We start from the raw sequence: 24,940 nt of genomic DNA, 5'->3' as shown, positions 1-24,940 counted from the left end.
CGCGCGGGCGTTGCCCCGGTATCCCAGCTTCCTGCCCGAAGGAGACCGCGATGGCCCTGACCCGCGAAGAGCGCGAACAGTTCCTGGCCGAGCCGCACGTCGCCGCGCTGGCGGTCGACGCGGGCCCGGGCCGCGCCCCGCTCACGGTGCCGATCTGGTACGGGTACGAGCCCGGTGGTGAGGTCTGGATCATGACCGGCCTGGACTCGCGCAAGAACCAACTGATCGGCGCGGCGGGCCGGTTCTCCCTGCTGGTGGACCGCCTGGAGCCCACCATCCGGTACGTGTCGGTGGAGGGCCCGGTGCTCGAGACGGTCCCCGCGACGCGTGAACAGCTGAGGGAGATCTCGGCCCGCTACCTGCCGGCCGACAAGGTCGACGGCTACGTGGACTTCGCCTGGAAGAACCACGGGGAACAGGTGGTCGTGCGGATGCGGCCGGAGCGCTGGGTCTCCTCGGACCTCGGCCAGGTCTGACACCGGGCCTGCGGGGGCCCGGGGTCCCGGGGTCCCGCAGGCCCCCGGGGGGTGCGCCGGGGCCCGCGGGGTGAGAATCGGGGGATGGCATCCGATCTCCACGAGCTGCTGCGGACCCTGCGGGTCTGGGATCCGCAGGTCACCGCGCTTGCGCCCTTCGACCCGGACACCGCGCCCGCCACCCCGCTGCCGCTGTTCGCCGAGTGGTTCGCCGCGGCGGTGTCGGCCGGCCAGACCGAGCCGCACACCATGTCCCTGGCGACCTCGGACGCCTCCGGCCTGCCCGACGTGCGGATCGTGATGCTGCACGGCGCGGACGCCGACGGCTGGTCGTTCGCCTCGCACGACGGCAGCCGCAAGGGCCGCCAGCTCGCCGCCCGGCCGTATGCCGCGCTCTGCTTCTACTGGCCGGTGCTCGGCCGCCAGGTCCGGGTGCGCGGGCCCGTGTCGGCGGCGCCGGCCGAGGAGGCCCAGGGCGACCTCCACGCCCGTTCCACCGGGGCGCTGGCGGCGGCGCTGACCGGGCACCAGAGCGAGGTCCTGCCGTCCCTGGACGAGCTGGCCGGGGCCTCGGAGGCGGCGTGGGAGCGGGCCGCCGCGGACCCCGCGGCCCCCGTCCCGTCCTGGACCCTCTACCGGCTGCGCCCCGAGGAGGTCGAGTTCTTCCAGGGGGACGAGCGGCGCCGGCACGTCCGCCTCCGCTACCGGCGGGAGACCCCGGAGGGCCTGCGGGACTCCTGGGCGCGCGAGCTGCTCTGGCCGTGAGACGCCCGCGGCAGGCGCCCGCGCGTCGCCGTCAGGTGAAGTCGTACACCGCGAAGTCCGCGACCGGCCGGTAGCCGAGGCGCTGGTAGAGCCCGTTGCTGGTCGGGTCGGCGAGGTCGGTGAAGAGGACCACCTCGGCCGCACCATGCCTCATGGTGCCGCCGGGCCGCCTCGCGGCGCCCTCGCATTTCCGCGGGCTCAGCCCTGCTTCTTCGCGTCCTCGGCGAGGGTGTGGGCCACCAGTGCGTTGGCGTGGCCGTGCCCCAGGCCGTGTTCGGTCTTCAGCCAGCCGACCAGGTCCATGTGCCGGGTCAGCGGAGAGGAGCGGATGAGCTGCTGCCATGCGGCCACCGGCCGGCCGTACTTCTTCTCGATGGCGGGGAAGTAGCTCGCCGGGCCCTTCACGGGTGCGGTCATCTCGGGTGTCCCTTCGTCTGCGGTCACCGGATACGACCGGCGGCCCGCGCGGTCCTCATCGCCCGGCGCCGGTGACCCGCGTCACACCTCGCCGCCCGTGCGTGTGGTCCCCGCTGCCCCGGGGTCGGGGTCCGTGGCGAGCCGGGCGTGCAGATGGGCGTCCCGGAAGGCGTCGTGCCGGTCCTCCTCGAAGATCGCTCCGCGCAGGGTTCCCTCGTAGGCGAATCCGCAGCGCTCGGCGATCCGGCAGGACGCCTCGTGGCCGACGGCGTGGTCCAACTCGAGTCGGTGCAACCGCAGTTCCGTGAACGCCCAGCGTGCCGCGAGCAGCAGGGCCCGGGTCGCGACGCCCCGGCCGCGGGCCTCGGGCAGGACCCAGTAGCCGACGCGGGCGAACCGCAGGTGGTACTTGATCTCGTTGACGCCGATGTGGCCGAGCACGGCACCGCTGTGCGCGTCCGCGATCCGGAACGACAGCGAGGTGCCCTCCGCCGCGCTCTGCTCGCGCGCCAGCAGGGACTCCCGGGCGCTCCTGCGGTCCGTGACGGGCCGCAGCGGGGTGTTCCACCGCCGGAACTCCGGGTCCCGCAGCCCGCGCAGCCAGAGGTCCACGTCGGAGCCGGAACCGGGGTCCCAGGGGCGCAAGTGCAGTCCGTAGCCGGTCAGTTCGGGGAGTGCGTGGTCACGTGTGGGGGCCATGGGGCCATTCAAGCGCGTGGGACCCGCGGGCACCCGCCCCGCGAGGTGGGAAGGGCTTCACGACCGGTGTCTCCCCCGGGTGCGACCGAAACGCGGACGTCCCCGGAATCGGTCACCGGGCCGCCACAACCGGGCCTGTTGCGCCACCGGGCCCACCCGCTCCCCCTACAGGCGTGATCAATCCGAAACCAATTCCGGTCTTGACCGAGACCCATCAAGCGGGTCCGTGATTACGCTCGCGCTCATGGCCGACTCCTCACCCCCCACCCACTCCTCGGCGCAGCCCGCGCCGTCCGACCGCCCCGTCTACGTCGTCGGAGGCGGCCCCGGCGGGCTCGCCGCCGCGTACGCGCTGCGCGCCCGGGGCGTGCGGGCCGTCGTCCTGGAGAAGTCCGACCGGGTCGGAGCGTCCTGGCGCCGCCACTACGACCGGCTGCACCTGCACACCACCCGCCGGCTGTCCGCCCTGCCCGGCCTGCCGATGCCCCGCCGCTTCGGGCGCTGGGTGTCCCGCGACGACGTGGTGCGCTACCTGGAGAAGTACGCCGAGCACCACCGCCTGGAGATCGTCACCGGCGTCGAGGTCTCCCGCATCGAACGCGCCCCCGACGGCACGGGCTGGCTGCTGCACGCCACCGGCGGCCGCGAGCTGACCGGCGCCGCGGTGGTCGTCGCGACCGGCTTCAACCACACCCCGCGCGTGCCGTCCTGGCCCGGCCGGGCGTCCTGGCCCGGGGAGTTCCTGCACGCCGGGGAGTACCGCAACGGCAAGCCCTACGCCGACCGGGACGTCCTCGTGGTCGGCGTCGGCAACACCGGGGCCGAGATCGCGGTGGACCTGGTGGAGAGCGGTGCCGCCCGGGTCCGGCTGGCCGTGCGCACCGTTCCGCACATCGTGCGCCGGTCGACCGCCGGGTGGGCCGCCCAGTACAGCGGCGTCCTGGTCCGCCGCCTGCCGGTCGGCCTCGTCGACCGGATCAGCCGGGTGCAGGCCAGGGTGGCCGTGCCCGACCTGTCGGCCCACGGCCTGCCGCGCCCCGACACGGGCCTGTACAGCCGCGTGAAGCAGGGGGCGATCCCGGTGCAGGACGTGGGGCTCATCGACGCGGTGCGCAAGGGCAGGGTCGAGATCGTCGCCGCCGTGGACGGCTTCGAGGAGGACGGCGGGGTGCTGCTGGCCGACGGCTCGCGGATCTCCCCCGACGCGGTGATCGCCGCCACGGGGTACGTCCGCGCCCTGGAGGACCTGGTCGGGCACCTCGACGTGCTGGACGCCCGCGGCAGACCGGTGGCGCACGGCCCCCGCGCCCCGAGGACCGCCCCCGGCCTCTACTTCACCGGCTTCACCAACCCGATCAGCGGCAACCTACGCGAGATGGCGATCGACGCGGTGCGCATCGCGAAGGCCGTCGCGAGGAACGAGGCGGGCCGGGCCGCCCGCCTCCCACGCTGACCCGCCGCTCGTCACGACAGGCTCGGAGGAGCAGCCGTCGTCCGCCGCGACCCCGGCCCGCAACCCCCCGAGCTCAGACCGCCGCCGGTACGGCCGCCGGCGTGCTGCGGCGGATCACCAGCGCCATCAGCGCCGCCGCCGCGCACAGTGCCCCCGAGGCGTACCAGACCACGTCGTACGAGCCGAACGCGTCGCGCGCGATCCCGCCCAGGAAGGCGACCAGGGCCGCGCCGACCTGGTGGGAGGCGAGGACCCAGCCGAAGACGATGGCGCTGTCCTCGCCGTAGTGCTCGCGGCACAGCGCCAGGGTGGGCGGGACGGTGGCGACCCAGTCGAGGCCGTAGAAGACGATGAAGAAGACCATCGGCGGGTGGACGCTCGGGCCCAGCAGGATCGGCAGGAACATCAGGGACACGCCGCGCAGGGCGTAGTAGACGGCCAGCAGGCGGCGCGGCGGGAAGCGGTCCGTGAACCAGCCGGAGGCGATGGTGCCGACGACGTCGAAGACGCCGATGACCGCGAGCAGCGAGGCGGCGGCCGTGACCGGCATGTGGTGGTCGTGGGCGGCGGGGATGAAGTGGGTCTGGATCAGCCCGTTGGTGGAGGCGCCGCAGATCGCGAAGGTGCCGGCGAGCAGCCAGAACGGGCCGGTGCGCGCGGCCGAGAACAGCACGGTCACGGCCCGCCGGGCGGCCCCGGTGACGGGCGCCGGCTTGGGGACGAACTCCACGGCCCCGTACGGCTTGTGGTCCACGTCGGCCGGGTGGTCGTGCAGCAGCAGCCACACGAACGGCACGACCGCCAGCGCGGCGAGGGCCACCGTCACGGCCGCCGGCCGCCAGTCGTGGCGGTCGATGATCCACGACAGCAACGGCAGGAAGATCAGCTGTCCGGAGGCGGACGCGGCGGTGAGGATGCCGCTGACGAGACCGCGGCGGGTGGTGAACCACCGGTTGGTGACGGTCGCCGCGAAGGCCAGCGCCATGGAGCCCGACCCGAGGCCGACCAGCAGTCCCCAGCACAGCATCAGCTGCCAGGCCGCCGTCATCCACACGGTCAGGCCGGAGCCCAGCGCGATCAGCGTGAGGGCGACCGCGACGACCCGGCGGATGCCGAACCGGTCCATCAGGGCCGCCGCGAACGGGGCCGTCAGGCCGTAGAGCGCGAGATTGACGGAGACAGCGGCGCCGATCGTGCCGCGCGACCAGTCGAACTCCTCGTGCAGCGGGTCGATCAGCAGACCCGGCACGGAGCGGAAGGCGGCGGCGCCGATGATCGTCACGAAGGTGACGGCGGCGACGAACCAGGCGCGGTGCACACGGTGACGGCGGGACTTCGGCGGCTGCTCGACGGCCGCTGCTTCGGTTGTCTGGCTCACGTCATAGAGCTTCGGGCCCCCGCCGCCCCGCAGCGAGTGGCCCGAGGGACAGCATTCGCTAGGATCGGGCCATGACCCCGTCCAGCGCAGCACCCGGAGCCCGGCCGGAGCCCGGCTTCCGCCCCCACCGCGTCGTCGTCCTCGCGCTCGACGGGCTGCTCCCCTTCGAACTGGGCATCCCCCACCGCATCTTCGGCCGCCCCCGGGACGACCGGGGGCGGCACCTGTACGAGGTCGTGACCTGCTCGGTCCGGCCGCCCGGCCCGGTCGAGACCGACGCCGACTTCGCCGTCCACGTCCCGCACGGCCCGGAGGCCCTGGCCACGGCCGACACGGTGATCGTCCCGGCGTCGTACGAGCTGGGCCCGGTCTACGACCAGGGCGTGCTGACCGAGGAGCTCGCCGCCGCGCTGGCCCGGATCCGGCCGGGCACCCGGCTGGCCTCGATCTGCAACGGCGCCCACGTCCTGGCCGCCGCCGGCTACCTCGACGGGCGCCGCGCCACCACCCACTGGGCCGACGCCGATCATCTGCAGCAGCTGTTCCCGCAGGTGGAGGTGGATCCGGACGTGCTGTTCGTCGACGACGGCGACGTGCTGACCTCGGCGGGCGTCGCGGCCGGCATCGACCTGTGCCTGCACATGGTGCGCCGCGACCACGGCGCGGCCGTCGCCAACGAGGTGGCCCGCCGCACGGTCGTGCCGCCGCACCGCGACGGCGGGCAGGCGCAGTACATCGAGCGGCCGGTGCCCGATCCGCAGCAGGCGTCCACCACCACCGCGCGCGCCTGGGCCCTGGGCCGTCTCCACGAGCCGATCCAGCTGCGCGACATGGCCGCGCAGGAGTCCATGTCGGTGCGCACCTTCACCCGCCGCTTCCGCGAGGAGACGGGCGTCAGCCCCGGCCAGTGGCTCACCCAGCAGCGGGTGGAGCGGGCCCGCCACCTCCTGGAGTCCACCGACCGCTCCGTCGACCAGGTGGCCCGGGAGGCCGGCTTCGGCACGGCCCAGTCGATGCGCCAGCACCTCCAGGCGGCACTCGGCGTCACCCCGACCGCCTACCGCCGCACCTTCCGCGCCCAGAACCCGGCGCCCGCCGCCCCCGCGAACTGAGCACCGCCGCCCCCGCAACCTGAGCCCCGCCGCCCCCGCGACCTGGACACCGGCGGCGTCCACTCCGTGCCTCGCAACCGTCGCACCCGGGCCCCCATGGCCGCCCCGCCCGGACTCCGCCCGCCGTCCACAGCCTGTGGACAACTTTCGGACGGCGCCACTCCCCCCTGTGGAGGTGGCGGCGCCGCGCTGCTCGCCCCGAGCACGGCAGCGCGCGCCACCCCCGACTCCGGCGCTCCCACCCCCGGCTTCCAGGACCTGACGGAAACCGACGCCGAATTCACGACCCGCACTCGCCGAGGACCGCCACCACCGGGGCCCTCGCCGTCCCCTCACGGCGAATCGATGCCCACCAGCGTGATCAGCCGGTCACGAGCAGTCAACTGGCGATCGGCGATATGTCCCTTGTGGGGCTTTCACTGCGGGCGCGCACGGAAGCACGGCCCGGCGCACCCTCGGGTGTCCAGGGGATACGGCCGGCTCGGCATGCACCCGTGCCCCCGCCCCGCCGCACGGCCGTGCGGCATGTGCCCCGGGGCGGAACCGGCGTCCTACACGGCCTCGTACGCCGCCAGCCCGTCGAAGGCGGCCTCGCCGGTGCCGCCGTACACCAGCGCGCCGCCCGGGCATGAGGTCGTGACGTCGCGGGCCGCGGCGCAGCGGTCCACCTCGCACCAGATGCGCTTGCCGCCGGCCTCGACGCTCCAGCCCCAGCGGTCCGCGAGCCCGTCGACGAGGGCCAGGCCCCGGCCGCCGGTCGCCTCGTCGCCCGCGCACCGGGGCACGGGGGCCCGGCCGCTGCGGTCGGCGACCTCGAGCCGGACGGTGGCCTCGTCCGTCACCACGGGCGGCAGGGAGAGCAGCAGCAGGGCGGGGCGGCCGGTGTGCAGCACGGCGTTGGTGACGAGCTCGGAGACGAGCAGGATCAGCGTCTCGGCGAGCGGCTCATCGGCCTGTATGCCCGACCCGGCCAGGCGCGAGCGGGCCCACCGTCGCGCCCGCCCCACCTCTGCGGGGTCGGGCCGGATCTCCAGCTGCACTTGAAGCACCTGCACCGCTCACACCATCCGAACCGGCGGACACTTAGGCTCGCGCCTCACGAGGGCCACGATCGTAGCCATTTCCTGCATGGCCAGAACAACGGCCGGGACAGGGATCACGGAATGTGCATCCCTTGTGGGACAGCATGGTTGACGTACAGTCACCCCAACAAGCGCTTCGGGCATATTCCAGCGCGAAGGAGTACCCCTGCGGCATACTGTGCGACGCTCCTCAGGGGCAGTCGAACATGCGGCGCCACCGGGTCCCACCGCGCTCAGAGCCACTCGCATCTCACCCAAGGTACCGGAGGGGCCGCCGACTCCGGGCGGTGACGGGACAAGCGGGAGGACACAGAGCGGTATCAACGCTCCGTGATCACGCACTGCCACGATCCGCGACACGGTCCGGGAGCATCGGGGCGACAGCGCAGCCAGGCGAAGGGTCGGGCTCCTGGGGCCGGAAACGGCGCCCGGACCGAATCGTCACTGTGTGTCACCGTGCGGCTGCGAGGCGTTCGAACCCGTATGCGCCGCGGGAAGGCTCCGCGGCCCGGACTGCCAGGTGAGGACCGTGCCGCGGGGCGGGCGGAGGCGGCGGCGAGATCCCGGCACGACGGGTGCCCCGGAGCGGGGAGCGGGAGGGCGGGGCCGGCCCGGCGGGTGGGCGGCGGCCACCGCGGGGGCGTCACACACCCCTTCGCGGGACGCGGCCGGGCGGCGCCGCGCACGGGCGCGCAACCGCGGGGAGGGCTTCGGCGGGACGGCCGAACTGCTCGCGCGGCCGGGCGTGTTGCCCGGCGGGCGTCGAACAGGGCTTCTCACACCGTCAGTTCTGGCGGAACGATCCGGCGGTCGCGCTCCGCCGGGCGCCGGCACCGCGAGTTGGGGGACGCCCTTCCGCGGGGCGTGCCCCGCGGAAGGCGCCGCGCCTACTCGGGCACGGTGAAGTAGCGGGCGAAGGCGGGCACGACCTCGGCCTCCCCGACCTTGCCGTCGCCGTCCGCGTCGAGCGCTCCGGCCGCCCGGCCGGCGAGCTCCTCGGGAACGCCGAGGCACTTCAGCACGCGGGCGGCTTCCTCGACCGTCGCCGTGCCGTCACCGTCCGCGCCGGCGACGTCCAGGGCCGCGTGCAGGAACGGCCGGGCGATCTCGGCGAACCGGTCCGGGTTGTCGCGCAGTCGCTTGACCGCGCCGTTGACGAACTCCTCGCGCGTGATGCGCTGGTCGCCGTCGCGGTCCGCGATCCCCGCCATGCCCTGCCAGAAGGCCTCGGCGCCGCCGTACAGCGCCTGCCCCCTGTCGGAGCGGGCCGCCACGGCGAACTCGCCGAGGAGCGCCTTGGCCGCCCCGTAGAAGTCCTCGCGGTCGATGTAGCCGTTGCCGTCCTGGTCGAAGCCGGCGAACCGGTCGGCGATCCTGCGCTCGTACTCGCTGCTGACCATGTCTGTTTCGGGCCGCCTTACGTCGGGTGGGGTACGTCCGGGTCGGAGCGTACGACGGAGGGGACTGTCCGGGCGCGGGAAAGCGCGACTTGTACCCGGACCGGGGGCGATCCGGGACGGAGGTGTGGCCGGACCGCGACACCGGGTCCGCTGTGCGTCACCGCCGCTCAGGCGGAGAGGGGTTCGCCCTCGTCGCCGAGGGCCGCGTCCAGGTCGGCGTAGACGTCGAAGAGCCTGCGCACGCCCAGCGCCCCGAGCACGCGGTTGACGTGGGAGCCGTCCGCCGCACCGCGGGCGGGCAGCACGAGGCGCAACCGGCCCTGGCAGGAGCGGATCAGTCGGCGGACGGCGATCAGCACGCCGACGCCGCTGGAGTCGCAGAAGAACACCTCGGACAGGTCGAGGACCAGACAGTGGCGCCCTTCGGCCACCACGTCGTGCACACGCTGACGCAGCACCGGTGACGTCACCAGGTCCAGTTCGCCCGACACCAGGAGCACGGACCATGCGCCCTGCTCACCGTCGGTCACTTTGAAGGTCACCACCACGCCCCTCGCTCGCCCGAACGGAAGCAGTCCCTACGCTTCCTTGCTGCGCGGCTGCCCAGCGGCCGTTCCCTGAAACGCGGGCCGTAAAACTGATCCCCCGGGGAAGAGGCCGGATCCAGTCGACTTCGATCCTGTTCGATCCCTTTCGGACCGGTGCGGTCGGAGGCGGGTGGGGAGGCGCGAGCCCGACTCCACACGGTGCACGCGCCGGTGGTCCTCTACCACCTGCGGCTCGCCAGGGGGCGCACATTGGCACAAAGGGGCGTGCGCCACCGTACGTGCCGACTACATTCGAGGAGACGTCGGGCACAGGCTGGACGGGGAACGGGCGCGAAGGACGAGCAGGGGGTGACGGAGCCACATGGCCAAAAAGGACGTACCGCCTCGCTGGGACCGCAAGATGCAGCAGCGGCTGGCCCGCGGGGAGGCCGCCGCCCTGGGTGAGATGTACGACCGCTTCGCCTCCCTCGTGCACGGCCTCGCCCACCGCGTCCTCGGCGACGAACGCGCCGCCGACGGCATCACCCGCGAGGTCTTCGTCCACGTCTGGGAACACCCCGACTCCTACGACCCCCGCAAGGGCCCGCTGCGCACCTGGGTGGCGACCCTGACCCACCGGCTCGCGCTGCAACGGCTGCGCGCCACCGAGACCGCCGCCCTGGCCCGCGAGGGCGCGGGCAGCGCCGAGGAACTGGAGCTCAGGGTGCGCAGCGCCTCGGTCGCCGCCCGGGCCGACTACATCGTCCAGTCCATGCCGGTCCCGCTGCGCTCGGCCCTGGAGCGGGCCTACTTCCAGCGCCGGGACTACCGCCAGACCGCGGCCGACCTCGGCATCACCGAGGACGAGGCCCGCCGCCGCCTGCGCCTGGGCCTGCAACTGCTGTCCACGGCCCACGACACACAGGCCCCGGGCGCACCGCCCGGATACGGGGGTGCGGTGTGAACGGCCCGGACCGCTCCGAGGCGTACGACGGCCATGACGAGGAGGACGGCCACGGGCACGGCGACCGGGACGCGGGGCCCGATGCCGGACGGGACCCGGCCGGGCAGCCCCGCATACCGCTCCCCCGGGCGTCCGTCGAGGACGGCGACGTGCCCCTGCCCGCGCCGACGGACCCCGGCGAGGTCCTCGCCCCGCCGTCCCGCCCCGTGTTCGAGCACGCCGTGCTGAAGTCCCTGCTGGGCGCGTGGGCGCTGGCCGCGTGCTCGGCCGAGGAGGCGACGGCCGTCGAGGAGCACCTCGGTGCCTGCGGCGGGTGCGCGGACGAGGCGCGGCGGCTGCGCGAGGCGGTCGGGCTGCTCCAGCGCCCCGACAGCCTCGACCTCGACCCGAACCTGCGCACCCGTGTCCTCCAGACCTGCCTGGAGCGCCGCCCGCCCCGCATCCCCGTGCCCGACTGGGCCGCCGCCTACGACGCCGAGACCGCGCGCCTGGACGCCCTGCTCCAGGACTTCGGCGACGCCGAGTGGCACGCCCCGGTACGGCTGCGCTGGTTCCGCTCCGACGAGTCGACGAGCCGCCGCACCACCGTCGCCGGCGTGATCGCGCACCTGCTCAGTGTGGACGGCATGGTGGCGGTCGCGCTCGGCCTGGACGACCCGCTGGGCGAGGTCCCCGCGCGGCGGCCGACCCCGTCGGCCCGCACGGAGGCGTACTGGCGCGCCTCCCACTTCCCGCCCACGCGCGCCGTGCGCGGCCCCTGGCGCGAGCAGAGCCACAGCCTGGTCCGCACGGTGTCCTTCACGGGCGGCGGGGCGGGCAGGATGCCCATCTCCTTCGGGGAGTTCGAGCTTCCCCTGCACGACGCGATGCTCGACCGGGCCTTCGAGTGCTGGGTGCACGCCGAGGACATCGCGGACGCGGTGGACTACCCCTACGACCCGCCCTCGCCGCGCCATCTGCACCGCATGATCGACCTCGCCGCGCGCATGCTGCCGACGGCCCTGGCCCACCGCCGCCGCACCGGTCTCGCCGCTCCGGCTCCGCACCGGCACCTGGTCGCGGCGGGCGAGCCGGGCCGCAGTCTCCGTCTGGAGATCGAGGGGTCGGGCGGGGGCGAGTGGCTGATTCCCCTCGACTCCCCCGCGGCCAAGGGCTCCGCCGAGCACGAGGTGGCCCATGTGGCGCTGGACGGCGTCGAGTTCTGCCGCCTGGCCGCCGGTCACGTACCCCCGCAGGAGGCGGCGGCCGGTCAGGTGGGAGACAGGCAGGCGATCAGGGACGTGCTCTTCGCGGCGGCGTCACTGAGCAGGATGTAGCGCCCGGCGGCGGGCGCCCGTCCCTCGCCGGAGCCCACGGGTCCCTCAGGCGAACACCACGGTCCGTCGCCCGTTGAGCAGGATCCTCCGCTCGGCGTGCCACTTCACCGCCCGCGCCAGCGCCTGGCACTCCACGTCCCGCCCGATCGCCACCAGCTGGTCCGGCGTGACGTCGTGCCCGACCCGCTCGACCTCCTGCTCGATGATCGGGCCCTCGTCGAGGTCGGCCGTCACATAGTGGGCCGTCGCCCCGATCAGCTTCACGCCCCGGGCGTGCGCCTGGTGGTACGGCTTCGCGCCCTTGAAGCTCGGCAGGAACGAGTGGTGGATGTTGATGATCCGCCCGCTCAGCTGCTTGCACAGGTCGTCCGAGAGGACCTGCATGTAGCGGGCGAGCACGACCAGCTCCACGCCCTCCGCGCGCACGATCTCCAGCAGCCGCGCCTCGGCCTCGGGCTTGTTGTCCCTCGTCACCGGGATGTGGTGGAAGGGGATGTTGTACGAGGCCACCAGCTCGGCGAAGTCGGTGTGGTTGGACACCACGCCCGCGATGTCGACGGGCAGTGCCCCGATCCGGGCCCGGAACAGCAGGTCGTTCAGGCAGTGCCCGAACCTGCTGACCATCAGCACGACCCGCATCCGGTCCTCGGCCCGGTGGATCTGCCAGTCCATCTGGAAGGAGTCGCCGATCGCGGCGAAGCTGGCGCGCAGCTTGTCCACGGTGACGGGCGCGTCCGCCGAGAAGTGGACCCGCATGAAGAACAGTCCCGTGTCGTGGTCGCCGAACTGCTGGCTGTCCTCGATGTTGCACCCGGTCATGAACAGGTAGCTCGACACGGCGTGCACGATGCCCTTCCTGTCCGGACAGGAGAGGGTGAGGACGTACTGGTCGGGCGGGACCGGGGCGCTGGAGGACTGCTCGCTCATGCCGAACAGGTTCCCACAAGGGATGGCGGCACCGGCAATCGTCCCGATCCTCGGACCAGCGGCGACGACCGCCGGGCCGCCGCGATGCCGCCCGGCCGTCCCGCCCGCTCCGCGCAGGCTAGGCGGACCTCGTCATGAGGTGCAGGACCTCCAGGCTGCGGGGCGGGAAGTCGGGCTCCTCGCCGTCACTCGCCGCCAGCCGCACATGGGCTTCCCGGGCCGCCCCGACCGCCTCCGGCCACGCCTCGTGCTCCAGGTACGCGGCGACCGGGGCGTCCGGTCCCACCTGGTGCATGATCCGCAGCACCCGCAGCACGGCCGTGTCGACCAGCGCCGCCTCCTGCGCGTCGCGGAAGATCGTGCCGACGTACTTCTCCGCCGACCAGTGGTCCAGCCAGGTGTCCTCCACCAGCCGGTACACCGCGTCGGTCACGTCGCCGTAGCCCTCCACGCCGGCCAGCCAGACGTCCCGCTGGAAGGCGGGATCGGAGAGCATGTGCAGCGCCGAGCGCACATTGCTGCGCCAGCGCCACCACGGCATGTCGTTGACAGGCATGCCGCCCATGGTGGAGGAGCGACGGCCACGACGGGAAGAGTTCTCCGAAGCTTGCACGGTCATCGATCGTACGTTCCCCTCCGCATCGGTCACACCAACCCCCGCTGTTCACCTGTCCGTCACCGTCCGTTGAGCACGGGTCACTCACGGGTTGGTCGTGTGACGGAATCGTGCCGACCCATGACCGGCATGCGACGCACCCGCAGTCCATTCCTCCCCGGCCTCCTCGCCCGCCACGCCAGAGACGGCGTCGTGGCGGCGGGCGCGGCGGCCGTGTGCGCGGTGCTCCTCGCCGGCTGCGGTGTCGTCCCCGGCACCACGGGGGGAGCCGGGGACGACACCGTCACCGTCATGACCTGGGCGCCGCAGGACACCCGGGCCACCAACAAGCCCGGGATGCCCGCCTTCGCCGAGGCGTACGCCCGCTGGATCAACAACCGGGGCGGGCTCAACGGCCGCAAGCTCAAGGTCCTGACCTGCAACGACCACAACGACAGCGTGGCCGCCGCGAAGTGCGCGCGCCGCGCCGTCAAGGAGAACGCCGTCGCGGTGGTCGGATCGTACAGCCAGCACGCCGACTCCTTCTTCCCGTCACTGGAGGGCGCCGGCATCCCCTACATCGGCGGCTACGGCATCACCACCGCCGAGTTCACCAGCCCCCTGTCCTACCCCGTCAACGGAGGCCAGCCCGCGCTGCTGGCCGGTCTCGGCCGGGAGCTCGCCGGCTGCGGTCCGGTCGCCCTGGTGCGGCCCGACACCATCACGGGCGACCAGCTGCCGCCGCTGCTCGACTCCGGCCTGAAGACGGGCGGCCACGAGGGCTCCCGGGACCAGCGGGCGGCGGAGGACGCCACCGAGTACGACGAGCAGGCCGCGCGGGCGCTGCGCGCCACGACCGCCGACCCGGAGGAGCAGGGGTGCGTGGTCCCGGCGCTCGGCGACCGCAACAGCACCTTCATGGACTCCTTCCGCCGCGCCCGCGAGGACTACCCGGACGTCCGCACGGCCACGGTGCTCGGCAGCGTCGACCAGACCGTGATCGACGCGACCGGCGGCGCCTCGGGCCCGTACGAGGGGTCGTACCTCACGGGCTGGTACCCGGTGGTGACCGATGCGCGCTGGGACGGGATGAAGCAGGTGATCCGGGAGGAGGCCTTCGGCGACAACCGCGTCGACCCCGCCGACGCCGGGGTGCAGACGACGTACATCGCCTACACCGTCCTGCGCAAGACCGTCGAGTCGCTGGGCGGCGGCCGGGTCAGCGCCGACACCCTCACCGAGGCCCTCGACGACGGGCTGAGGATCGGCACGGGCGGGCTCACGCCGACGCTGCGCTGGCAGTTCCAGGACAAGCTCGCCGGCGTCGGCTTCCCCCGCCTGGTCAACGCGAACGTGACCCTCCAGGTCGTGCGCGAGGGGCGGCTGGTGGCGGCGCGCAAGGGCTTCACCGACACCACGCGGACGCTCCAGGACGCCGACGTGGCCTACTGAGCGGCGCCGCTCACAGCTGGGTCGGCCCGCGCTCGGTCAGGCCGTACTTCCGGGCGATGGCGTTCCACAGCCGGGACGCCTCGGCCTTCTGGGCGCTCGCGACGCCGCTGGCCCGGTTGCCGGCCGCGGTCTGGCCGGTGGCCCTGGCCTGGCCCTTCTTGCAGCCCTTCCTGCCGGCGGTCTGGTCGGCCCAGGCCGCGTAGTGGTCGTCGGCCGAGGCGGAGGCCTGCCAGGCCTTGGTCAGGGCGGTGGTCAGCGCGGCGTGGTCCGGCAGCCGGCCGACCTCGACGCCGCCGAGCCGGGTGACGAGCTGGTTGCGCTGCTTGGCGGCCTCGCGCAGGTCCTTGGCGGCCTGCGCGAGGTTGTCGCAGCGCTTGACGTCCGCGACCGCGTTGATCACGGTGCTGCGGCTGTCGCCGCTGTCGGCGAGCAGCTTGTCCAGCTCCACCGCCTGCGCCCGGACCGGGTCGGCGGACGGCGAGGCGGACTCCTCCTCGGCGGGCGCGGACGCGGAGGCGGCCACGGTCTTGCCGTCTCCGCCCTCGTCGTCCCCGCCCCCGCCGCCGGCGAGCAGCGCACCCGCGCCGATGCCGAGGACGGCGATGCCGATGCCGACGGCGGCGATCACGGGTACGCGGGAGCCGCCGCGGCCGCCGCGCGAACGGCCCGGGGCCGCCGCCGTACGGGAGGACGGCCCGCCGCCGTGCGGCGGCGGCGAGGACGCCTCGATCCGGGGCATCTGCTGGGTGGCGCCGGACGGCTCCTGGCCCCCGTCGGTGCGGAAGAGGTGCCCGAAGTCGGCGGGCGGCTGCTGGTCACCGCCGCCGGGCACGGGCGGGATGTACCGCGTCGCCTCGGCGTCCGGGCCGGAAGCCTGCGGCGTCCCCGCGGCCAGCGGTCCGGTGCCCAGGTACCGGGTGGCCTCGGGGTCCTGCGCGGCGGGCCGCTCGGGCGGCAGCGCCCCCGGCGTCACCGGCGGTATGTACTGGGTCGCCGCCTCGTCGGCGGCCGGCGGCACGGGCGGCAGGTACTGGGTCGCCGCGGCGGACCCGTCGGCCGGGACGGGCGGCAGGAACTGCGTCGCGCCCTCGTCGGGCGCCGGCGCGCGGTGCCCGGCGGGCGGCTGCGGCGCCCCGCCGCTCCCGTAGCCGCCGGTGGTCCCGTACGCCTGGGGGGCCGGCCCCGCGGGGCCGCCGTAGGCGTCGGCGGCGGGCGGCAGCGGGCCGTACCCCTCGGCACGGCCGGTGTCCTGCCCGGGCAGCGGCGCTCCGCCGTGCGTGCCGTACGGGTCGCCGCCGTACGGCCCGGCGGGCTGCTGGGCGCCGTAAGGGTGCGATGCGTTCTCCGGCGGGAGCGCTCCCGGTGCCTGGGCGCCGGGCTGCTGCCCGCCGTTCCACCCCTGCTGCGGCTCCGGGCTCGTCCACTGCTGCGTCTGCGGGGACTGCCAGCCCTGGTCCGGCGGCGGGGGCGGCGCCTGCTCGCCCGGGCCCCAGGGCTCCCCCCAGGTCTGGCCGCCCGCGGGGGCGCCCGACGAGGCGTCACGGTGGCCGGACGGCGCTCCGGCCGGTCCGCCCGTCATGCCCGGCAGCAGCGGTTCGCCGCCGTCCGAGGGCAGCACGATGCCTTCGCGCGCGGGGCGCGCCGAGGGCTCCTCGCCCTGTCCACTCTGCGTCACCGGGACTCCTACTAATGGGGGACCTTGTGAATCGTCGGGTCACGCTACCGGGTCCCCGGAGCCCGGTGCCACGCAGCACGGGACGCGGCCTCCCGCCCTGTCCGGGCGGTGACGGCGCGGCTCCCGGTCCGCCTTGCACATCACCTCCCTCGCGTCAAACGGCCGTCCCCCGTACGTTCACGCGCCGGTGGAGCAGGTGTTCACGCGGCCGCCTGCAGATCGAGGCGTGCCCCGAACTCCCGTACCACCGCCTCGTCCCGGTACGGCTCCAGTCGCTGCTGGAAGTCCTCCAGGTACTCGGCGCCCCGGTTGGACCGCAGGTCCTCCAGCAGTTCGACGGCCTTCATGCCCGTGCTGCACGCCTCCTCGATCTCGCGCTGCTGCACCTGGGCCGTGGCGAGCAGCACATAGCCGATGGCCCGGCGGCGGGCCCGCGTCTCGGGATGCCCGGCCAGCGACTCCTGCGCGCAGCGGGCCGCCGCCTCGGCCTCACCCAGGTCCCGGTGGCAGTGCGCCAGTTCGTCGGCGAGGTAGGCCTCGTCGAAGTGCGCGATCCACACCGGGTCGTCGCCGGTCGCCGGGTCGGCCGCCTCCAGGGCGCTCACCGCGCGCCCCGCGCAGGAGTGGGCGGCGCGTGCGTCGCCCAGCAGGGCGTGCCCGCGCGCCTCCGCGGCGTGGAACATCGCCTCCGCCCGCGGGGTCACGCGCCCCCGCGCCCCCTCCTGCGCCGCCCGCGCCAACTGCGCGATCTCGCGCGGGTTCCCGAGCTGCGCGGCGAGATGGCTCATGGAGGCGGCCAGGACGTAACCGCCGTAGCCGCGGTCCCCGGCGGCCTGCGCGAGCCGCAGCGCCTGGATGTAGTAGCGCTGGGCGAGGCCCGGTTGGCCGGTGTCGACGGCCATGTACCCGGCGAGCTCGGTCAGCCGGGCCACCGCGGCGAACAGTTCGCGGCCCACGGCCTCCCGGTACGACCCGGCGAGCAGCCCGGAGACCACGCTGTTGAGGTAGTGCACGACGACCGGCCGCACGTGCCCGCTGCCGTACTGGTGGTCCAGGTCCACCAGCGCCTGCGTCATCGCCCGCACGGCCTGCACGTCGGACTGCCCCACGCGCGGCCCCGCCGCGCGCGACACCTGCGCGTCCGGTGCCGAGATCAGCCAGTCCCGGCTGGGCTCGACCAGCGCGGAGGCGGCGACGGAGGAGCCGGCCAGGAAGTCCCGCCGCCCCACGTCGCTGCGCCACAGTTCGCAGACCTGCTCCACGGCCCCCGGCACCGTCGGCGAGAACTGCAGGCCCACGCCCGAGGCGAGGTTCTTGCCGTTGGCCATGCCGATCTCGTCGATCGTGACCGTACGGCCGAGCTTGCGGCCCAGCGCCTCGGCGATGATCGCCGGTGCCCGGCCCCGCGGTTGCTGCCCGCGCAGCCAGCGCGCCACCGAGGTCTTGTCGTAGCGCAGGTCGAGTCCGTGCTCGGCGCCGCACATGTTGACCCGGCGGGCGAGGCCGGCGTTGGAGCATCCGGCTTCCTGGATGAGCGCCTGGAGCCGTTCGTTCGGCTGCCGGGCGACGAGCGGCCTTGCGGCCATGGCGTACCCCCTTGGCTGCGGTGCTCTGCCCTCGCACCGAGTTGACGTGTCTTCCGCGGCCGGGGTCCCTCGCGCCCCGGCGAAGAGATCCGGCCGTGAAGATCAATGCCCCGCCGACCAGGCGAAAATGCGAGGCATGTGAGGATTGCCGGGGTTGCGGCCTGCGCCGGCCCCCCTCCTGGCTACCCACCCCGGGCCGCCGATCCGCACGCGCGCCCCCGGAGATGCACCCATGCGCCCCGGCCACGGGCGCGATGCCCCTCCCCGCGCACACGGGTGGGCGTAACCCCTGGTGACGACCGGAGTTGTGTTCATCGTGGAAGAGACGCTCGCCGGCACCGAAGCCGCCCAGATCCCGAAGCAGCGCGGGGACTCGCTGCTGGAGACCGCTGTCCGCTACGCCGAGGAACGCCACTGGGACGTGTTCCCGGGCACCTGGCTGGAAGCAGCCGACGGAAGCCAGCGCTGCTCCTGCGGTGACGCTTCGTGCCCGGCACCCGGGTCGCACCCGGCGCGCCCCGACTGGGCGACGCAGGCGACGGGCAGCGCGACCGTGGCGCGACGGATGTGGCAGAAGCAGCCGGCCGCGTCGATCCTGCTGCCGACGGGCCGGACGTTCGACGCGATCTCCGTGCCCGAGACGGCCGGGTTCCTGGCGCTGGCGCGGATGGAGCGCATGGAGCTGACGCTGGGGCCGGTGACGCTCACGCCGGACCGGCGCATGGAGTTCTTCGTGCTGCCGGGGGCCGCAGCCAAGGTGCCCGACCTGGTGCGGGGGCTCGGGTGGTCGGTGTCGTCGCTGGACCTGCACGTGCTGGGTGAGGGCGCGTACGTGGCCGCGCCGCCCACGCGGTTCGGGTCGCGCGGCGCCGTGCAGTGGGCCTGCCGGCCGACGCCGGCGAACCGGTGGCTGCCGGACGCGGAGGAGTTGATCTCACCGTTGGCCTATGCGTGCGGCAGGGATCGCTGAGGGCGCCTTCCCTCCTGCCTGGTCCGTGTTCCTCGGCGGCTGCGGCTTCGTCGTGGTTGATCGCGCAGTTCCCCGCGCCCCTGAAACAAGGGCGTTGCCCCGCCGTAGGGTTCTCCGTGACGGAGGGAGACGTGGTGGGATCCAGCGCGGTACGGGTGCAGGGGCTCTGGAAGCGGTTCGGGCAGCAGGTCGCTGTCGCCGGGATCGATCTGGAGCTGCCCGCGGGCAAGTTCATCGGGCTCGTCGGACCGAACGGGGCCGGGAAGACCACCACCTTGTCGATGGTCACCGGGCTGCTCAGGCCCGACCAGGGGACCGTCGAGATCGCCGGGCACGACGTGTGGCGCGACCCGGTCGAGGTCAAGGCCCGCATCGGCGTGCTGCCGGAAGGACTGCGGCTCTTCGAGCGGCTGTCCGGACGCGAACTGCTCGCCTACACCGGACGGTTGCGCGGGCTGCCCGGTGCCGAGGTCGACAAGCGGGCCACCCAGCTCCTGGACGTGCTCGACCTGGCCGGGGCGCAGCACAAGCTGGTCGTCGACTACTCGACCGGCATGCGCAAGAAGATCGGACTCGCCACCGCTCTCCTCCACAATCCCGAAGTGCTCTTCCTGGACGAGCCGTTCGAGGGCGTCGACCCCGTCTCCGCCCAGACCATCCGCGGCGTCCTGGAGCGGTACACGGCCTCCGGCGCCACCGTGGTGTTCTCCTCCCACGTCATGGAGCTCGTCGAGTCGCTGTGCGACTGGGTCGCGGTGATGGCCGCCGGGCGGATCCGCGCCACCGGCACACTCGCCGACGTACGCGGCGAGGCGCCGTCGTTGCAGCGGGCCTTCCTCGAACTCGTCGGCGCGCAGAGCCGGGACGCCGGCTCGGACCTCGACTGGCTGGGCGGCGGGTCCCGGTGAGCAGCCCCGCGATCACCCCCGTCTTCGTCCGGCTGAAGCTGTCCCTGCTGCGCAACGGACTGCGCCAGTCCGCCGGGCGCAAGGCCGCCTACATCACCTCGGCCGTCTTCGCCCTGCTCTTCGCCGCCCTGCAACTGATCGGCCTGATCGCGCTGCGCGGGCACGCGCACGCCGACGCGGTGGTGGTGCTGGCGGTGGCGGTGCTGGGACTGGGCTGGGCGGTGATGCCGCTGTTCTTCCCCAGCGGCGACGAGACCCTCGACCCGACCCGGCTGGTGATGCTGCCGCTGCGGCCCCGGCCCCTGATGCGGGCGCTGCTCACCTCGTCCCTGGTGGGCATCGGGCCGCTGTTCACGCTGTGCCTGCTGGCCGGTTCCGTCGTCGCCGTGGCCCGGGGCGCGGCGGCCCTCGTGGCCGGCGTGGCGGCCGTCGCCCTGGCGCTGCTGGTGTGCGTGGCGCTGGCCCGGGCCGTCGCCGCCGCCAACGTCCGGCTGCTGACCAGCCGCAAGGGACGCGACCTCGCGGTGCTCAGCGGGCTCGTCGTCGCCGTCGGGGCGCAGGTGGTCAACTTCGGCGCCCAGCGCATCGGCGCCTCGGGGCTCGGCGAACTCTCCCCCGCGGCGGACGTGGTGCAGTGGGTGCCGCCCGCCTCGGCGATCGGCGCCGTGCACGCCGTCAGCGAGGGCGCCTACGGGCGCGCCGGCGCACAACTGGCGCTGACCGCCGGCGCGCTGGCCGCGCTGCTCGCCGTCTGGTCGCGGCATCTGACCCGGCTGATGACCTCGCCGGACGGATCGACCCTGCCGGCCGCCGACCGGGCCGCCCGCGAGCGGACCTCCACCGGTCTCGCCCGGCTGCTGCCCGCGGGCCGCACGGGCACCGTCATGGAGCGCAGCCTCCGGTACGTGTGGCGCGACCCTAAGACCAAGGCGGCCTGGGTGACCTCGCTGGCCATCGGGCTGATCGTGCCGGTGTTCAACGCCTGGCAGGGCACCGGCTCCGTGTACTTCGCGTGCTTCGCCGCCGGGATGCTCGGTATCCAGATGTACAACCAGTTCGGGCAGGACACCTCCGCGTTCTGGATCGTCGCCCTGACGATCTCCTCGACCCGCGACGCATTCGCCGAACTGCGCGCCCGCGCCTACGCGCTGCTGCTGATCACTCTGCCGTACGCCACGCTCGTGACGGTCCTGACCACGGCCATGCTCGGCGACTGGCGGCGGCTGCCCGAGGCGCTCGGGCTGTCCTTCGCACTGCTCGGCGCGATGCTCGCGACCGGGGCGTGGACCTCCGCCCGTTTCCCGTACTCCATCCCGCAGGAGGGGTACAAGAACGTCGCCCCCGGGCAGACCGGGCTCGCCTGGATCTCCATCTTCGGCGGCATGGTGGCCGCCGCCCTGCTGTGCGCCCCCGTCATCGCGCTCACGATCTGGCTGAACGTCAGCGCCGGCGGCGACGCCTACGCCTGGCTGCTGCTGCCGGCCGGCACGGCGTACGGGGCCGCGCTGACGCTGGCGGGGCTGCGCCTGGCCGCACCGCGCACGGCCCGGCGGCTGCCGGAGATCCTGACGGCGGTCAGCAAGGGGTGAGACGGCGGCCGGCGACGCCGGCCGGGGGCCCGCCTCAGGCCGGCGGTGCCGGCCGGGGGCCTCGCCTCAGGCCGGGGGGACCGGCCGGGTCCCGCCTCGCGCCGGGGGCCCGCCTCAGGCCGAGGGCCCGCCTCAGGCCGGCGGTGCCGGCCGAGGGCCCGCCTCAGGGCCCGGTCAGCGAGTCCAGGAACGGCTCGATCGCGGCACGCCAGGCCTCCGGCTGGTCGTAGTGGACCAGGTGGCCGGCGTCGGCGACCTCCGCGTACTGGCCGCGGGGCAGGACCCGGACCATCTCCTGGGCCTCCGCGCGGCCCAGCTCGCCGTCCAGGCCGCGCACCACCAGCGCCGGGCACCGCACCTGCGCCAGTTCCTCCCAGTGCGCGTCGTACACCCACGTCTCGCGGGAGCGGAGCATCTGCTCGGGGTCGAAGACCGGGCGCCAGCCGTCCGGGGACTCGGCCATCACCTCGGCGTAGAACTCGCCCCGGGCGGGGTTGGGCCGCTCCACCCAGGGGTCGTCCTCGCCGAACCACTTGCGGACGTCGGCGAGGGTGGCGAACGGCAGCGGCCAGGTCTTGAACCACTGGTCCCACTCCCGCTGCGAGGCGGCACCCAGCGCGGAGGCCCGCATGTCGCAGATGATCAGGCCGCGGACCAGGTCGGGACGCCGGGCGGCGAGCTGCCAGGCGGTCAGCGCGCCCATGGCGTGGCCGATCAGGACGACCGGGGCGAGCCCGAGCTGCTCCAGGGCGGCCTCGGCGTCGTCGACATAGGCGTCACGGGCGAACGAGCCCTGCGGGGGCTTGTCGCTGCGGCCGTGGCCGCGCTGGTCCAGGGCGACCGCGCGGTGACGCTCGGAGAGCCAGCGGGCGGTGGGCGCCCAGTGCGAGGCGCGGCCCATCAGACCGTGCAGTAACAGCACGCCCGGGGAGCCGTCCTGGGCGGGATGCGCGCCCTGCGCGTCCGGGGCCGCGCCGGCCGGATCCGGCTTGGGCGGGTCGCCGAACTCCCAGGCCGCGAGGCGTACGCCGCCCGTCCCGGTCACGTCGATGCGTCGCGCCATGTCCTGGCACCCCCCAAGCCTCGCTCGGACCCCGGCCCGATCGGCCGGTTCGGTCCTGTGAACCGTGTTCTGCCTGCTGTGCCTTCTGCTGTGCCTTCTGCCCCGCGCGGCGCCCCACGCCACTGCCCCTGCACCCGTGCCGCGCGCCGTCCGCAGACTATCGAATGCGCTTTCGAGACTGGCCGTCCGGCGGCCAACACCCCTCAATCGAGTGACAGCCCCCGGGGATTGATCGCCGTCTCCCAGGGGAGATCTTCAGCGGGGGGCGGACCGCTCGGGGAAAAACGGTCCGAGGGAATGACCCTGAGAGCTCGGGGCTCCGGGTCCGACCAGGGGAGGACAGGCCCCGGCGCCGCACGGCGCCGGGGCTCTCCACGTTCCGCCGGCACATCCTCCCGCCCCCTCCCCGGCCGGGCGACATCGCTGTCAGACCACGGCCAAGAGCCCTCAGGTCATATGCCTCACGCCACAGCGTCGCACGGGAAGCGGTCGAGCGCTGCCCTTCGACGGACTGCGGACGAGAAGCGGGCAAAGATCGCGCCACGCCACGGCACCCCCACGCGCATCGGGGGCATAGGGGGCGAAGCCGCCCCCCTCACAGCCGGAGCCGGGGCACCACGCCCGCCGGGCCGGGCCGCTCCGGGCGCGCCGGGGATCCGGAGGTCGCCATGCCCACCGGAGGCCCTGGGCCCGCTACGGGTGCCGGGGACCCGCCACGGGGGTCGGGCGGGCCCGGACCGGCCCGCCCACCGCTCAGGGCTTCGCCACGAACACGTGCGAGGCCACGTCCGACTCCAGCTCGGCCGCCTCACCGCCGCTGCCGACCAGCACCCCGCCCGCCGACTCCGTCACACTCACCACCGAGCCGGGCTGCACGCCCGCCCGCCGCAGCGTGTACATCAGCTGCGCGTCCGTCTGGATCGGCTCACCGATCCGGCGCACCACGACCGTCTTGCCCTCCGCGCCCGGGTCCAGGCTGGCCAGCGACACCATGCCCTCGTCCAGGAACGGATCCGCGCCGTCCTTCTCGCCCAGCTCCTCCAGACCCGGGATCGGGTTGCCGTACGGCGACTCCGTCGGGTGCCGCAGCAGCTCCAGCACGCGGCGCTCCACCGCCTCGCTCATCACGTGCTCCCAGCGGCACGCCTCCGCGTGGACCTGCTCCCACTCCAGGCCGATCACGTCCACGAGCAGGCACTCGGCCAGGCGGTGCTTGCGCATCACGCGCGTGGCCAGCCGGCGCCCCTCGTCCGTGAGCTCCAGATGCCGGTCGCTCGCCACGGACACCAGACCGTCCCGCTCCATCCGCGCCACGGTCTGACTCACCGTCGGCCCGCTCTGGTCGAGCCGCTCGGCGATACGGGCGCGCATGGGGACCACACCCTCTTCCTCCAGCTCGAGGATGGTGCGGAGATACATCTCCGTGGTGTCGATCAGTCCGGACATACGTGCCCCTCGAATGAGATCTGCCGGAGGCTGGACAGCTCACCGGCGTGTGCGCTGGCCCTGCCTCCAATTCTGCCGGATACCACCGACAACCGTGCCGCGGGAGGCAGAGCGGGGAGAAGCCAGGGGTCACACGCGGTCACCCGCCCCCTCGGCAGCGTACGGCCCCGCCTCCGCCCCACTCGGTCGCCCACCACCACCGGGGCCGCGCCCGCACCCCACACCCGGCACCCCGCACCCCACACCCGGCACCCGGCACCCGGCACCCGGCACCCGGCACCCGGCCGTATTGACACCGCACTGGTCCAGACCGCACCGTGATGCGCGACACAACCGACGGGCCAGCCGGAAGGGACCCTCCATGAGCGACCGCGCGCCGGCCGACCAGTTCCTCGACGCCGCGATCGACCTGCTGCGCACGATCCGCGACGAGGAGGCCGACGGCATCACCGCCGCGGGTACCCTCCTCGCCGACACCGTCGCGAGCGGCGGCCGGCTCTTCGCCTTCGGCGCCGGGCACTCCTCCCTCGCCGCACAGGACCTCGTCTACCGCGCCGGCGGCCTCGCCCTGATGAACCTGCTCGTCGTGCCGGGCGCCGTCGGCGTCGACGTCATGCCCGCACCGCTCGGCTCCGCCCTCGAACGCGTCGACGGCCTCGCCTCCGCCGTCCTCGACAGCTCACCGCTCCGCGCCGGCGACGCCCTGCTGATCATCTCGCTGTCCGGCCGCAACGCCCTCCCCGTCGAGATGGCCCAGCACGCCCGCACCCTCGGCGTGACGGTCATCGGCGTGACCTCGGTGGCCTACGCCTCCCAGACCACCTCCCGGCACAGCTCGGGCACGTACCTCAAGGACCACTGCGACCTCGTCCTCGACTCGCGGATCCCCGTCGGGGACGCCGAACTCACCCACGACGCCATCCCCGCGCCCTTCGCCCCCGCCTCCACGGTCGTCACCTCGGCCCTCCTCCAGGCCGTCATGGCCACCACCGCCACCGCCCTCGCCGAGCGCGGCATCGAACCCCCGCTGCTCCGCTCCGGCAACGTCGACGGCGGCCACGACTGGAACGCCCGCGTCATGGAGCAGTACGCCGACCGGATCTTCTACCGCCACTGAGCCCCGGGCCCGGGCCGGGACGC

General features: G+C 74.2%; 24 protein-coding genes. 11 read left to right on the top strand and 13 right to left on the bottom strand.

The annotated features are described in order from the left end of the window. The first annotated feature begins 50 nt into the window (after positions 1-50). Together ACH4C6_RS25935 and ACH4C6_RS25930 are read left to right on the top strand one after the other, a co-directional pair. Complete coding sequence (locus tag ACH4C6_RS25935) at positions 51-476, top strand: pyridoxamine 5'-phosphate oxidase family protein (RefSeq protein ID WP_398110986.1); 426 nt, start codon at positions 51-53, stop codon at positions 474-476. A gap of 84 nt (positions 477-560) precedes the next feature. Further along, positions 561-1,241 (top strand): pyridoxal 5'-phosphate synthase, encoded by a 681-nt coding sequence (locus ACH4C6_RS25930; RefSeq protein WP_398110985.1) that lies wholly within the window; start codon positions 561-563, stop codon positions 1,239-1,241. Between the two features lie 31 nt (positions 1,242-1,272). On the opposite strand, the gene ACH4C6_RS25925 is transcribed toward ACH4C6_RS25930, so the two are convergent. The 3 genes from ACH4C6_RS25925 to ACH4C6_RS25915 all read right to left on the bottom strand — a co-directional run bounded on the left by ACH4C6_RS25925 (position 1,273) and on the right by ACH4C6_RS25915 (position 2,357). Next, a complete protein-coding gene (locus tag ACH4C6_RS25925; protein WP_398110984.1) occupies positions 1,273-1,395 on the bottom strand; it encodes a GNAT family N-acetyltransferase in 123 nt (40 codons plus the stop codon). Between the two features lie 44 nt (positions 1,396-1,439). Next, positions 1,440-1,658, bottom strand: a complete 219-nt coding sequence (locus tag ACH4C6_RS25920) for a DUF4287 domain-containing protein (protein ID WP_398110983.1) — start codon at positions 1,656-1,658, stop codon at positions 1,440-1,442. A gap of 81 nt (positions 1,659-1,739) precedes the next feature. Then, entirely contained in the window at positions 1,740-2,357 is a 618-nt protein-coding gene (locus ACH4C6_RS25915; RefSeq protein WP_398110982.1) for a GNAT family N-acetyltransferase, read from the bottom strand. Positions 2,358-2,601: 244 nt separating this feature from the next. Here ACH4C6_RS25915 and ACH4C6_RS25910 point away from each other — a divergent pair, with 244 nt between their 5' ends. Further along, positions 2,602-3,810, top strand: coding sequence for a flavin-containing monooxygenase (locus ACH4C6_RS25910; RefSeq protein ID WP_398110981.1), 1,209 nt, complete (start codon positions 2,602-2,604; stop codon positions 3,808-3,810). Between the two features lie 73 nt (positions 3,811-3,883). Here ACH4C6_RS25910 and ACH4C6_RS25905 read toward each other — a convergent pair whose 3' ends face one another. Continuing rightward, positions 3,884-5,188: an MFS transporter gene (locus tag ACH4C6_RS25905; protein ID WP_398110980.1), complete on the bottom strand. Its 1,305-nt coding sequence runs from the start codon at positions 5,186-5,188 to the stop codon at positions 3,884-3,886. Between the two features lie 71 nt (positions 5,189-5,259). Between ACH4C6_RS25905 and ACH4C6_RS25900 the strand changes: the two genes are divergently transcribed. After that, positions 5,260-6,300: a GlxA family transcriptional regulator gene (locus tag ACH4C6_RS25900; protein WP_398110979.1), complete on the top strand. Its 1,041-nt coding sequence runs from the start codon at positions 5,260-5,262 to the stop codon at positions 6,298-6,300. A 551-nt stretch (positions 6,301-6,851) separates the two neighbouring features. On the opposite strand, the gene ACH4C6_RS25895 is transcribed toward ACH4C6_RS25900, so the two are convergent. From ACH4C6_RS25895 to ACH4C6_RS25885, 3 genes are all read right to left on the bottom strand, one after another. Beyond that, positions 6,852-7,340, bottom strand: coding sequence for an ATP-binding protein (locus ACH4C6_RS25895; RefSeq protein WP_398111143.1), 489 nt, complete (start codon positions 7,338-7,340; stop codon positions 6,852-6,854). A gap of 929 nt (positions 7,341-8,269) precedes the next feature. Beyond that, positions 8,270-8,782, bottom strand: a complete 513-nt coding sequence (locus tag ACH4C6_RS25890; protein WP_398110978.1) for an EF-hand domain-containing protein — start codon at positions 8,780-8,782, stop codon at positions 8,270-8,272. A gap of 167 nt (positions 8,783-8,949) precedes the next feature. After that, positions 8,950-9,330, bottom strand: a complete 381-nt coding sequence (locus tag ACH4C6_RS25885; RefSeq protein WP_398110977.1) for an STAS domain-containing protein — start codon at positions 9,328-9,330, stop codon at positions 8,950-8,952. A gap of 361 nt (positions 9,331-9,691) precedes the next feature. Here ACH4C6_RS25885 and ACH4C6_RS25880 point away from each other — a divergent pair, with 361 nt between their 5' ends. Beyond that, a complete protein-coding gene (locus ACH4C6_RS25880; RefSeq protein ID WP_398110976.1) occupies positions 9,692-10,273 on the top strand; it encodes a sigma-70 family RNA polymerase sigma factor in 582 nt (193 codons plus the stop codon). Next, entirely contained in the window at positions 10,270-11,589 is a 1,320-nt protein-coding gene (locus ACH4C6_RS25875) for a zf-HC2 domain-containing protein (protein ID WP_398110975.1), read from the top strand. Before ACH4C6_RS25880 ends, ACH4C6_RS25875 begins: the two co-directional genes overlap by 4 nt. Positions 11,590-11,634: 45 nt before the next feature. Here the strand turns inward: ACH4C6_RS25875 and purU are convergent, their stop codons facing one another. Further along, complete coding sequence (gene purU, locus ACH4C6_RS25870) at positions 11,635-12,516, bottom strand: formyltetrahydrofolate deformylase (protein ID WP_398110974.1); 882 nt, start codon at positions 12,514-12,516, stop codon at positions 11,635-11,637. Positions 12,517-12,634: 118 nt separating this feature from the next. Then, on the bottom strand, positions 12,635-13,135 hold the full coding sequence (locus tag ACH4C6_RS25865; RefSeq protein WP_398110973.1) for a hypothetical protein: 501 nt from the start codon (positions 13,133-13,135) through the stop codon (positions 12,635-12,637). Between the two features lie 117 nt (positions 13,136-13,252). On the opposite strand from ACH4C6_RS25865, the gene ACH4C6_RS25860 reads away from it, so the two are divergent. Next, the gene (locus ACH4C6_RS25860; protein WP_398110972.1) at positions 13,253-14,563 is read left to right on the top strand and encodes an ABC transporter substrate-binding protein; all 1,311 of its coding nucleotides are present in this window, start codon (positions 13,253-13,255) and stop codon (positions 14,561-14,563) included. Between the two features lie 10 nt (positions 14,564-14,573). Here the strand turns inward: ACH4C6_RS25860 and ACH4C6_RS25855 are convergent, their stop codons facing one another. Further along, positions 14,574-16,238 (bottom strand): hypothetical protein, encoded by a 1,665-nt coding sequence (locus ACH4C6_RS25855; protein WP_398110971.1) that lies wholly within the window; start codon positions 16,236-16,238, stop codon positions 14,574-14,576. Between the two features lie 200 nt (positions 16,239-16,438). Then, positions 16,439-17,824 carry a transcriptional regulator gene (locus tag ACH4C6_RS25850; RefSeq protein ID WP_398110970.1) on the bottom strand — a complete coding sequence of 462 codons (1,386 nt, stop codon included), beginning with the start codon at positions 17,822-17,824 and terminating at the stop codon, positions 16,439-16,441. Between the two features lie 307 nt (positions 17,825-18,131). Between ACH4C6_RS25850 and ACH4C6_RS25845 the strand changes: the two genes are divergently transcribed. The 3 genes from ACH4C6_RS25845 to ACH4C6_RS25835 all read left to right on the top strand — a co-directional run bounded on the left by ACH4C6_RS25845 (position 18,132) and on the right by ACH4C6_RS25835 (position 21,291). Next, positions 18,132-18,794 carry a bifunctional DNA primase/polymerase gene (locus tag ACH4C6_RS25845; protein ID WP_398111142.1) on the top strand — a complete coding sequence of 221 codons (663 nt, stop codon included), beginning with the start codon at positions 18,132-18,134 and terminating at the stop codon, positions 18,792-18,794. A gap of 116 nt (positions 18,795-18,910) precedes the next feature. Next, positions 18,911-19,702, top strand: coding sequence for an ABC transporter ATP-binding protein (locus ACH4C6_RS25840; RefSeq protein ID WP_398110969.1), 792 nt, complete (start codon positions 18,911-18,913; stop codon positions 19,700-19,702). Beyond that, the gene (locus ACH4C6_RS25835; RefSeq protein WP_398110968.1) at positions 19,699-21,291 is read left to right on the top strand and encodes a transporter; all 1,593 of its coding nucleotides are present in this window, start codon (positions 19,699-19,701) and stop codon (positions 21,289-21,291) included. The genes ACH4C6_RS25840 and ACH4C6_RS25835 overlap by 4 nt, the downstream gene beginning before the upstream one ends. 163 nt (positions 21,292-21,454) lie before the next feature. Here ACH4C6_RS25835 and ACH4C6_RS25830 read toward each other — a convergent pair whose 3' ends face one another. Together ACH4C6_RS25830 and ACH4C6_RS25825 are read right to left on the bottom strand one after the other, a co-directional pair. Further along, positions 21,455-22,354: an alpha/beta fold hydrolase gene (locus ACH4C6_RS25830; protein WP_398110967.1), complete on the bottom strand. Its 900-nt coding sequence runs from the start codon at positions 22,352-22,354 to the stop codon at positions 21,455-21,457. A gap of 753 nt (positions 22,355-23,107) precedes the next feature. After that, positions 23,108-23,800, bottom strand: coding sequence for a metal-dependent transcriptional regulator (locus tag ACH4C6_RS25825; protein ID WP_010035781.1), 693 nt, complete (start codon positions 23,798-23,800; stop codon positions 23,108-23,110). Positions 23,801-24,161: 361 nt separating this feature from the next. Between ACH4C6_RS25825 and ACH4C6_RS25820 the strand changes: the two genes are divergently transcribed. Then, positions 24,162-24,917: an SIS domain-containing protein gene (locus ACH4C6_RS25820; RefSeq protein ID WP_398110966.1), complete on the top strand. Its 756-nt coding sequence runs from the start codon at positions 24,162-24,164 to the stop codon at positions 24,915-24,917. Positions 24,918-24,940 lie beyond the last annotated feature (23 nt).

The organism is Streptomyces sp. NPDC017943, from assembly GCF_044328425.1.
In the GTDB taxonomy this organism is placed as follows: domain Bacteria; phylum Actinomycetota; class Actinomycetes; order Streptomycetales; family Streptomycetaceae; genus Streptomyces; species Streptomyces djakartensis_A.
This window is presented reverse-complemented; position numbering and strand designations above follow the sequence as displayed.

What these genes read in the sequence shown, in the direction of transcription:
- ACH4C6_RS25915 (WP_398110982.1), bottom strand. Translation starts at nt 2,357, where the DNA reads ATGGCCCCCACACGTGACCACGCACTCCCCGAACTGACCGGCTACGGA.
- ACH4C6_RS25920 (WP_398110983.1), bottom strand. Translation starts at nt 1,658, where the DNA reads ATGACCGCACCCGTGAAGGGCCCGGCGAGCTACTTCCCCGCCATCGAG.
- ACH4C6_RS25930 (WP_398110985.1), top strand. Translation starts at nt 561, where the DNA reads ATGGCATCCGATCTCCACGAGCTGCTGCGGACCCTGCGGGTCTGGGAT.
- ACH4C6_RS25910 (WP_398110981.1), top strand. Translation starts at nt 2,602, where the DNA reads ATGGCCGACTCCTCACCCCCCACCCACTCCTCGGCGCAGCCCGCGCCG.
- ACH4C6_RS25925 (WP_398110984.1), bottom strand. Translation starts at nt 1,395, where the DNA reads ATGAGGCATGGTGCGGCCGAGGTGGTCCTCTTCACCGACCTCGCCGAC.
- ACH4C6_RS25890 (WP_398110978.1), bottom strand. Translation starts at nt 8,782, where the DNA reads ATGGTCAGCAGCGAGTACGAGCGCAGGATCGCCGACCGGTTCGCCGGC.
- purU (WP_398110974.1), bottom strand. Translation starts at nt 12,516, where the DNA reads ATGAGCGAGCAGTCCTCCAGCGCCCCGGTCCCGCCCGACCAGTACGTC.
- ACH4C6_RS25860 (WP_398110972.1), top strand. Translation starts at nt 13,253, where the DNA reads ATGACCGGCATGCGACGCACCCGCAGTCCATTCCTCCCCGGCCTCCTC.
- ACH4C6_RS25900 (WP_398110979.1), top strand. Translation starts at nt 5,260, where the DNA reads ATGACCCCGTCCAGCGCAGCACCCGGAGCCCGGCCGGAGCCCGGCTTC.
- ACH4C6_RS25830 (WP_398110967.1), bottom strand. Translation starts at nt 22,354, where the DNA reads ATGGCGCGACGCATCGACGTGACCGGGACGGGCGGCGTACGCCTCGCG.
- ACH4C6_RS25850 (WP_398110970.1), bottom strand. Translation starts at nt 17,824, where the DNA reads ATGGCCGCAAGGCCGCTCGTCGCCCGGCAGCCGAACGAACGGCTCCAG.
- ACH4C6_RS25820 (WP_398110966.1), top strand. Translation starts at nt 24,162, where the DNA reads ATGAGCGACCGCGCGCCGGCCGACCAGTTCCTCGACGCCGCGATCGAC.
- ACH4C6_RS25880 (WP_398110976.1), top strand. Translation starts at nt 9,692, where the DNA reads ATGGCCAAAAAGGACGTACCGCCTCGCTGGGACCGCAAGATGCAGCAG.
- ACH4C6_RS25865 (WP_398110973.1), bottom strand. Translation starts at nt 13,135, where the DNA reads ATGACCGTGCAAGCTTCGGAGAACTCTTCCCGTCGTGGCCGTCGCTCC.
- ACH4C6_RS25935 (WP_398110986.1), top strand. Translation starts at nt 51, where the DNA reads ATGGCCCTGACCCGCGAAGAGCGCGAACAGTTCCTGGCCGAGCCGCAC.
- ACH4C6_RS25825 (WP_010035781.1), bottom strand. Translation starts at nt 23,800, where the DNA reads ATGTCCGGACTGATCGACACCACGGAGATGTATCTCCGCACCATCCTC.